The sequence below is a fragment of the Pseudomonas sp. 05N431 genome (assembly GCF_056397005.1).
In genome coordinates this window covers 1-2453 of the sequence record NZ_JBFTMN010000046.1, presented here as the reverse complement: position 1 = coordinate 2453, position 2453 = coordinate 1, and the positions used below count along the sequence as shown (strand labels likewise).

The 2453-nt window shown below is 63.2% G+C and carries 1 protein-coding gene; it reads left to right on the top strand.

Translation table 11 applies throughout. From position 1 onward, the window contains the following. Positions 1–2453, top strand: a 2453-nt coding sequence (locus tag AC1DIG_RS29230) for an Ig-like domain-containing protein (RefSeq protein WP_477770098.1), incomplete at both ends; no start/stop codon positions are given.

The following is a 2453-nucleotide window of genomic DNA, read 5'->3' as shown; positions in this document are numbered from 1 at the left end:
ACCTTGGTCAGCGCCAGTGCACCGACAAACCAGGGCACGGCCAGCGTGGTCGGCAACCAGTTGTTGTTCACCCCGGGGACTGACTTCGATCATTTGGCGCAGGGCGCCACGGCCAGTGTCACACTCAGCTACACCATGAGCGACGAGCACGGTGCAATCTCGACCAGCAGCGTAGACGTGACCATCACCGGCACCAACGACGCGCCGGTGGCAGTGGCCGATACGGCTGCCGGCACGGAAAACCAGACCCTGAGCATCGACGTGCTGGGCAACGACACCGATGTCGACGACGGCCACCTGTTCACGCTGAACTCGGCCAGTGCACCGGCAAACAAAGGCACGGCCAGCGTGGTTGGCAACCAGCTGGTGTTCAATCCGGGAGCCGACTTCGATCACCTGGCGCAAGGCGTGGTCGAGCACGTGACGCTCAGTTACCAGATGCAGGACGAACACGGGGCACTCTCGAGCTCCACGGTGGACGTCACTATCACCGGCACCAACGATGCACCGGTAGCGGTGGCCGATGTCGCCGCTGGTACGGAAAACCAGACCCTGAGCATCGATGTGCTGGCCAATGACACCGATGTCGACGACGGCCATGCATTCACATTGGTCAGCGCTAGTGCACCGACAAACCAGGGCAGTGCCAGCGTCGCGGACAACCAGTTGCAGTTCAATCCGGGGACTGACTTCGATCATCTGGCGCAGGGCGCCACGGCCAGTGTCACGCTCAGCTACACCATGAGCGACGAGCATGGCGCGATCTCGACCAGCAGCGTAGACGTGACCATCACCGGCACCAACGACGCGCCGGTGGCGGTGGCCGATACGGCCGCCGGCACGGAAAACCAGACCCTGAGCATTGACGTGCTGGCCAACGACACCGATGTCGACGACGGCCACCTGTTCACGCTGAACTCGGCCAGCGCGCCGGCAAGCAAGGGTACGGCCAGCGTGGCTGGCAACCAGCTGGTGTTCAATCCGGGAGCTGACTTCGACCATCTGGCGCAAGGGGTGGTCGAGCACGTGACGCTCAGTTACCAGATGCAGGATGAACACGGCGCGCTTTCGAGTTCCACGGTGGACGTCACTATCACCGGCACCAACGACGCGCCGGTAGCGGTGGCCGATACGGCTGCCGGCACGGAAAACCAGACCCTGAGCATCGACGTGCTGGCCAATGACACCGACGTCGACGATGGTCATGCATTCACCTTGGTTAGCGCCAGCGCGCCGATCGGCCAGGGCAGTGCCAGCGTGGTCGACAACCAGTTGCAGTTCAATCCGGGGGCTGATTTCGACCACCTGGCGCAAGGGGTGGTCGAGCACGTGACGCTCACTTACCAGATGCAGGACGAATACGGAGCGCTCTCGAGCTCCACGGTAGACGTGACCATCACCGGTACCAACGACGCGCCGGTGGCAGTGGCCGATACGGCCGCTGGCACGGAAAACCAACCCCTGAGCATCGACGTGCTGGCCAATGACACCGACGTCGACGACGGCCACGCATTCACCTTGGTCAGCGCCAGCGCGCCGATCGGCCAAGGCAGTGCCAGCGTCGCGGGCAACCAGTTGCAGTTCAATCCGGGAAGCGACTTCGATCATCTGGCGCAAGGGGTGGTCGAGCATGTGACGCTCAGTTACCAGATGCAGGATGAACACGGCGCGCTCTCGAGCTCCACGGTAGACGTGACCATCACCGGTACCAACGACGCGCCGGTGGCGGTGGCCGATACGGCCGCTGGCACGGAAAACCAGACCCTGAGCATCGACGTGCTGGCCAATGACACCGACGTCGACGATGGTCATGCATTCACCTTGGTCAGCGCCAGCGCGCCGATCGGCCAGGGCAGTGCCAGCGTGGTCGACAACCAGTTGCAGTTCAATCCAGGGGCTGATTTCGATCACCTGGCGCAGGGCGCCACGGCCAGTGTCACGCTCAGCTACACCATGACCGACGAGCATGGGGCAATCTCGACCAGCAGCGTAGATGTGACCATCACCGGCACCAACGACGCGCCGGTAGCGGTGGCCGATGTCGCCGCTGGCACGGAAAACCAGACCCTGAGCATCGACGTGTTGGCCAATGACACCGACGTCGACGACGGCCATGCATTCACCTTGGTCAGCGCCAGTGCACCGGCAAACCAGGGTAGTGCCAGCGTGGTCGACAACCAGCTGCTGTTCACCCCAGGAAGCGATTTCGACCATCTGGCGCAAGGGGTGGTCGAGCACGTGACGCTCAGTTACCAGATGCAGGATGAACACGGCGCGCTTTCGAGTTCCACGGTGGACGTCACTATCACCGGCACCAACGACGCGCCGGTGGCAGTGGCCGATGCCGCCGCCGGTACGGAAAACCAGACCCTGAGCATCAACGTGCTGGGCAATGACACCGATGCTGACGACGGCCACCTGTTCACGCTGAACTCGGCGAGTGCGCCGGCGAG